Below are 7,115 nucleotides of genomic sequence, written 5' to 3'. Positions count from 1 at the left end.
AGCCGCGCGGGATCGCCGGGACGGCGGGGGGCCGGCAGCCACGGCACCTGGCGGCCGGTGACGCGCTCGACGCTGCGGATCACCTCCATGTTGGAATGGCCCGTTCCGGTGCCGACATTATAGACCACGCTGCGGTCGCGAATCACGTCCAGCGCCGCCAGATGGGCCTGCGCCAGATCGCTGACATGGATATAGTCGCGGATGCAGGTGCCGTCCGGCGTGGGGTAGTCGTCGCCGAACAGGTGCAGTGCCCCGCGCCGCCCAAGGGCGGCGTCGATCACCAGCGGAATCAGGTGGGTTTCCGGGCGATGGTCCTCGCCGATCCGTCCGCCCGGATCGGCGCCGGCGGCGTTGAAGTAACGCAGGCAGGCACTGCGCAATCCGTGGATACGGTCCGCCCACAGCAGGGCGCGTTCGACCATATGCTTGCTCTCGCCATAGGGCGAACCGGGTACGATCGGCGTATCCTCGGTAATCAGCGCATCCTCGGTCTGCCCGAACAGGGCGGCGGTCGAGGAAAACACGAAACGCTTCACGCCGTGCCGGATGCAGGCATCGACCAGGGCAAAGCCCAGCCCCGCATTGGCTTCCATATATAAAAACGGATGCTGCATGCTTTCGCCGACCAGGGACAGCGCCGCGAAATGCAGGACGCCGTCCCATGGCCCGTCCGCCAGGACCGCATCCACCAGCGCGCGATCCGCCAGGTCGCCCTCGATGAACCGCACCCCCTCGGGGACGGATTCCCGATGGCCGGTCCGCAGATTGTCGAAGACCACGACATCATGTCCGGCGTCACATAATGCCGCCACCACATGGCTGCCGACATATCCCGCACCGCCGGTCACCAGAAATCGCGATCGTCCCGCCATGGCTCGTTCCTTTCGAAACATGTCGTGGCCTGCCGCCACGTCCATGGATCGTTCGAGGTGGATGAAAGGACCGCCCGGACGGACATCCGGGCGGCCATGCGTCAGTTGCGGTTATAAGTGTCCTCGATGCGGATGATGTCATCCTCGCCCAGATAGGACCCGGTCTGGATCTCGATCAGGACCAGCGGAATCTTTCCCGGATTTTCCAGCCGGTGCGTGCATTCCTGCGGCAGATAGATGCTTTCGTTCTCATGGACGGTGATCTGTTCCGCATTGCGGGTCACCAGCGCCACGCCGCTGACCACGATCCAATGCTCGGCGCGATGATAATGCTTCTGCAGCGACAGCTTCTCGCCCGGCGTCACCACGATGCGCTTCACCTGGAAGCGCGCATCCTGGATCAGGCTTTCATAGAAGCCCCAGGGCCGATAGCAGCGATTATGGCTCTCGGCTTCCCTGCGCCCGGCGGCCTGCAGCCGCGTGACCATCTTCTTGACGTCCTGCGCGCGGCTTTGCTGCGTGACCAGCACCGCATCGCGGGTCGCCACCACCACCACGTTCTCGACGCCGACCACGGCCGTCAGGATCTCGTCCGAGCGAACATAGCTGCCGGCCACGGATTCCAGGAACACGTTGCCCTGGCTGACATTGCCGCCGTCATCCTTCTTGGTGATATCCCACAGGGCATCCCAGCTTCCGATGTCGGTCCATCCGAAATCGCCCGCGATCACCGCGGCCTGGTCGGTATGTTCCATGACCGCGTAATCGAACGAAATGTCGGGCGCCGCGCGGAACGACGCCGCATCCAGGCGCTGGAACATCAGGTCGCTCGTCCGCTGCTCCACCGCCTGGCGCACCGGGCCCAGCACCGCCGGGGCATAGGTCTCCATCTCCTTCAGCAGGGTGCGGGCGGAAAAGACGAACATGCCCGAATTCCACATATATTTTCCCGACGCGATCAGCTCGGAAGCGGTCGCCGCGTCCGGCTTCTCGATAAAGCAGGCGACCTCGCTCGCCTCCGGCAGCTTCGAGAGCGGCTTGCCGGCCTCGATATAGCCGTATCCGGTCTCCGGCCGGGTCGGATGCATGCCGAACACCACGATGCGGCCGCGCTGCGCGGCGGTGGCGGCGACGGGCAGCAAATGTTCCAGCGTATCCGGACGGGTGATGACGGCATCGGCCGCCATGATCCACAGCACCGCGTCCGGATCGGTCTCGGCCGCCAGCAGGGCGGCGGCGGCGATCGCGGGGGCGGAATTGCGCCCGACCGGCTCCAGGATGATCCGCGCATTCTCGATGCCGGCTTCGCGCAACTGCTCGGCGATCAGGAAGCGATGCTCGTTGTTGCACACGACGATCGGGGCGTCGAAATTCTCGCCGACGCCGCGCAGGGCCGTCTCCTGCAGCATCGTCTTCTCGCCCACCAGCGACCAGAGCTGCTTGGGATAGCTGGCGCGCGACACCGGCCACAGCCGGCTGCCCGACCCCCCCGACAGGATAACGGGCACGATGCGGGTCGTGCTGACGGTTTTCGTGCCGATCATCGGGAAGACGGTGTCGGACATGGTTTGGTCCCTTTCCAGTGGTGCGTGCAACAGGACAACGGAAAATAACAGCAAAATCGCGGCACCTGACGGGATAATGATGCCGGGTGGGTAACAATATTGTTCAGTTCGCCCAGACAGGCCGAAAACCCTGCGTCTCTTTACACCTTGTAGTCGTCAGTCGGCCATTCATGGCCAAGACCGCCTTGCTGTCAGGCCGCATACATAGCACATCGCGCCGCCATGGCCAGAAAAGCGTGCCGGACCGGCTGTTGTCCCTTGACCGCCGCCTTCGGCCGCCGCCCCGATGGCCACCGCCCGGATCAACGGTCCGGGTCAGTGCTGGCCGGCGAAAAGCGGCTGGCTGCTTGCCACGGGGGCACGGCGTCCGACGATGTCCAGAAGCTGGCGCGCGGCCCGGTCCCATGTAAACCCGGCCACGTGGATGCCGCCGGCATCGCGCATCCGTCCCCGCTGCAGCGGATCTTCGACCACCGCCATGACGCGGCGCTCGATATCCGCCGGGTCGGTCGGATCGAAATAGGCGGCAGCCGGACCGCAGACTTCCTCCAGCGACGGAATCGCCGACGCGGCCACCGGGCAGCCGCAGGCCATCGCCTCGATCGGCGGCAGGCCGAACCCCTCGTAGAAGGACGGGAATACGAAGCACAGCGCCGCCTCGTACAGGGCGCGCAATTCGGTGTCGTCGACCCGGCCGATATATTTCGCCGGCTGGGGCAGGGATTGCTCCCGGTCGCTCTCCGAGAAGACCGTGCGGTTCAGCCCTCCCGTCACCACCAGATCGATGTCCAGCGCCGCCAGCGACCGCGCCAGCAGCGACAATCCACGCAGATTCTTGTGCGGGGCCAGGTTGCCGACCGCCAGCACGAACCGCCGGGGCGTGATGTCGTGCCGGGCCAGGATCGTCCTGTCGGGCGTCAGGGACAGGATGTGATCCGCCCCCTCGGTGATGACCGATACGCCGTCATCGGGCAGGCGCAGGCGCGCCTGCAATTCGCGGCGTGAAAATTCGGACACGGTGACGAAATGCGTGCGCGTATGGCGCAGGGCATGCAGCATGCCCCTGTTCCACAGCCGAAACTTGGCCGAATAGGCCTGAGGGTAGCTGAAGACCCCCGCATCATGGACGACGACGATCTGCGCCTGGCCGGCCAGCGGGGCCAGCAACGGCGCGGTATTGCCCAGGTTAACCAGCATCCCGTCCCTGGCATGCCAGGGCAGTTCGGCCTGCTCCCACGCCTGTCCGCGCAGCCGCCCGCATGAACGGGCCGGCAGGCCGTCCGCCGGGCACGCGACGCCCCCCGGCGGCGCGAGGATGTGCGCCGGAAGTCCAGGCGGAGAAATCTCCAATATCCGTTTGGAGATTTCCCGTGCGAATCGCTGAACGCCGCTGATCTTCTGGGTCAGGAAACGGCCGTTGATATACAGGTTCATTGCGTCCGTCCCGACCGCTTCAGATGAAACAGGTGCCGTGGCCACGGCGCGTTTCCGGCCGGTCCCGAGCGGCTCCGGCCGCGCACATCATCGCGCGCCGCGCTGCGCCAGGACCGCGGGCAGGGTCTTCAGCAGGATCGCCACGTCATGCCATATGGCCCAGTTGCGGACATACCACCCATCCAGGCGAACCCGCTCGGCATAACTGGTATCGCTGCGCCCGCTGACCTGCCACAAGCCGCTGACGCCCGGCCGCGTCTTATAATAGAGCTCGATATATTCCCCATAATGGCCGGCTTCCGCATCCACGATCGGCCGCGGGCCCACCAGGCTCATCTCCAGGCGCAGCACGTTGATCAATTGGGGCAGCTCATCAAGGCTGGTCTTGCGCAGGAAACGGCCGATCGCGGTCACGCGCGGATCGTTGGTCAATTTCTGCGTGCGGGCCCATTCCTCGGCCGCGGCCGGGTCGCGCGCCAGCAATTCCTTCAGCACCTCGGCGGAATTGACCACCATCGTACGGAATTTCAGGCAGTGGAAATGCCGCCCGTTCATCCCCAGCCGCCGGTGCCCGAAAAAGGCCGGCCCGCCATCCAGCTTGACCAGCGCGGCGATCGCGACAAAGAAAGGCAGCAGCACGACGAACAGGCTGGTCGCCACCGTGATGTCGAACAGGATCTTGACCGCCCGCGCCAAAGGCTGGTCCAGATTGTTATAGTAAGTGAACATCACGTCGTCGTGGCTGAAGAACGACGATTTGCGCATGCCATGGACCGGCAGTTCGATGCCGCGCGGCACCAGGGTAAAGGGCACGCCGTCGCGCACCAGCCGCTGCACCGCCGCGCGGTTGACGCCATGATCCGTGTCGCAGACCAGCAGCGCGCGGCTGGCGCCGTACCGGCGCAGCACGCCCCGGCCGTGATTGTCGTCGGTCGCCGTGATGAATTCGGAAATGTCGATGTGCCCGACCGTCCGCAGGCCCGGCAGGGAATCGCTGGCCAGCGCGGCGCGGATGCCGTGGCAATGCTCATCCGCCCCGACCAGCAGGGTCGGCACCTGCCAGGCGTCGAGCCGATGCAGTGCGTGCTTGGCCACCTGCCGTCCGATCGGCGCGAACAGGGCGAAACACAGCCAGGCGCCGCCGCTCGCCAGCGCATAGGGCTGCGGAACGCGGCCAAGGATTGCGAAGCTGGAAATCAGTGCGGCGAACAGCGATGTCGAAACGACGACCCGGGTCTCATCCCAGAACGTGCCGCGATCGCGGTAATGTCCCTGCAGCCAGAAGATATAGGCAACGAAACAGAAGACCGTCGCCTGGCCGATCAGCATGTCTCGCAATGCAGACACTGTCGGAACGGCCAGCGCGACATGGTAGAAGATATGGGCGATCTGCGCGCTGATCAGAAAGACGGCAAAAAAAGACAGGGCATAGGCGACAATATCGGATGCGAAAATCAGCAGAGGTGCATTTTCGGGTACCGCAAGCGGGCGAACCTTTTCCTGCGCTACGTCGATGAATGCACGATTGTCCGGCACGGAACCCGGCACGGAAGCAGAAATATCAGGTGTAATTGCCCTGTTGTAATCTAGGGTCGTCATAATACTACCCCGTCTCTGGATATAGTTTCCATCTTATTAATAATGAATATGGCGAGAATTGGATTGGTCTGGGAAATTTGCGAAATAAAAACACGACGGCGGCATTGTTGGTTTTATTCTATTGCCGACCCATGGTTACATCAGGCCAATTTGGACAGTCTATAGATTGTTTGTCTCATGAGATGGCAAGTCGTTCCAAAATGCGTCGACCGTGAGAATTTTTGTCATGGTCGGGAATTCTCATCCGGGATGATGCGGGTGGTTGGAAATAGTTCCATGCCGGATCAAAAAAAATCCCCTCCGACCCCATGGTGGAGAGGACCATTCGCGAATCTATCATGTTGTTTTTAGTACGAAAATTCCAGCGGCTTCGGCGGAACTTTCCGATGAACCCGGCGTTGCCGCCGTTTGCGGGGGTGTATGCCGCGCCTGGGGCACCTGTTTCAGCGGCGCATCGGATCTTCTCCCGTGCATCCGATATGTCCATATCGGTTGAAACGTTTTCTCGTGATATGCCGCCTTACCGCCACGGGCAGCGCGCAGGACAATCGCGCCACGATTTCTTCGGACGTGGCCGCGCTCCCTTGGGCGGCTTCCATAATGATTTTCTGTGGCAACAGGATTTCGATCGTGGTCGCATCGACGGGGGCGGGCCTGTCCGTGTGGCCCCAGCTTCGGACCACGTCGTACAATCCCTTGTCCGCGGCGCGGCGCAGTAAATATCCATATCCGCGGGTCAGGCCCTCCTCGGACAGGAACGCGTCCAGCCACGCCGCGCAATCCTGCCTGTCGTCCCACGACCCGATCTCGATCGACCTGGCGTTGTTCGACTCCGCCGTCGCCCTGGTCTGGTGTGGATCCATCGTCGTCATCGCACGTCTCCCTCCGTCCGTCCGGGGCTGCGACCGACAGGCTATGGCTCCTGCTCCGACACAGGAAACAAAGGAAATAGGCGTGCCCGCGACGGGCATCCGGTACCCGCCTGTCTCTGCCCGATATGGGTGGCCGGGCCGCTTCGTGCCAGGCGCCCGGCCATCACATGCACGGTACGTCGCCCCGCGTTCCCTCACTCTCCCTCGGCCGACGTCGATCCGCTGATCGCGGGGGGATCGCTGGCCGGGAAACTTTCGTCCAGCCCCTCATCCAGCTTCTGATCCTTCGTCTGGGTGCCGGTGGCGGGCGTCTTCCCATTGCCGGCCGGCGTCTCCGCGGGGGGCGCAGGTCCCGCGGGCGTTTGGTTGTGCGACATGACCGCCCTCCGATGCTGGCCCATGCGATGCCGGCTCAACGCCCCGGCAGCGTCCCGTTTGCGCGATGTCACCGATGTGATTGTCCCCGCCGTCATTGTCCCTGCTGTGATCGGCCCCGCATTGCACACGGATGCCCCTGCGCGATGCGCGCGCCGATTTGACATGACGGCGGTTTGATGATGCATGACGGGCGCGGTCGGGCCGCGTTTGGACTGCCGCGCCATCGGGGCTATGATTGGCACATGATTCCAGCTTCTCCTTGCTTCCTGCGCCTCGCCGGACCGGTTCCGGGATCCCGGGCATGACCGAGCGCCGGGCCGTGCGCCACCGGGGCATGACCCTGGCGGAAGGGGACGATGCGGCCGATTGCCTCGCATGGGCGGCCCCGCGCCGCC

General features: G+C 64.1%; 6 protein-coding genes. All 6 read right to left on the bottom strand.

All coding sequences use genetic code 11. The features are described from left to right. A partial coding sequence (gene galE / locus HUK84_RS08030; protein WP_176639827.1) for a UDP-glucose 4-epimerase GalE occupies nucleotides 1–872 on the bottom strand: 872 nt, incomplete at its 3' end. 101 nt (nucleotides 873–973) lie between these two features. Next, nucleotides 974–2,437, bottom strand: coding sequence for a mannose-1-phosphate guanylyltransferase/mannose-6-phosphate isomerase (locus HUK84_RS08025; RefSeq protein ID WP_176639826.1), 1,464 nt, complete (start codon nucleotides 2,435–2,437; stop codon nucleotides 974–976). Nucleotides 2,438–2,752: 315 nt separating this feature from the next. Beyond that, entirely contained in the window at nucleotides 2,753–3,871 is a 1,119-nt protein-coding gene (locus HUK84_RS08020) for a glycosyltransferase family 4 protein (protein ID WP_176639825.1), read from the bottom strand. An 87-nt stretch (nucleotides 3,872–3,958) separates the two neighbouring features. Next, nucleotides 3,959–5,419: an exopolysaccharide biosynthesis polyprenyl glycosylphosphotransferase gene (locus tag HUK84_RS08015; protein WP_218064274.1), complete on the bottom strand. Its 1,461-nt coding sequence runs from the start codon at nucleotides 5,417–5,419 to the stop codon at nucleotides 3,959–3,961. A gap of 494 nt (nucleotides 5,420–5,913) precedes the next feature. Then, on the bottom strand, nucleotides 5,914–6,342 hold the full coding sequence (locus HUK84_RS08010; protein ID WP_246285530.1) for a hypothetical protein: 429 nt from the start codon (nucleotides 6,340–6,342) through the stop codon (nucleotides 5,914–5,916). Between the two features lie 194 nt (nucleotides 6,343–6,536). Continuing rightward, the gene (locus HUK84_RS08005) at nucleotides 6,537–6,719 is read right to left on the bottom strand and encodes a hypothetical protein (RefSeq protein WP_176639823.1); all 183 of its coding nucleotides are present in this window, start codon (nucleotides 6,717–6,719) and stop codon (nucleotides 6,537–6,539) included. Nucleotides 6,720–7,115: the final 396 nt, after the last annotated feature.

Source organism: Nguyenibacter vanlangensis (assembly GCF_013376155.1).
Taxonomy (GTDB): Bacteria; Pseudomonadota; Alphaproteobacteria; order Acetobacterales; family Acetobacteraceae; genus Gluconacetobacter; species Gluconacetobacter vanlangensis.
This window is presented reverse-complemented; position numbering and strand designations above follow the sequence as displayed.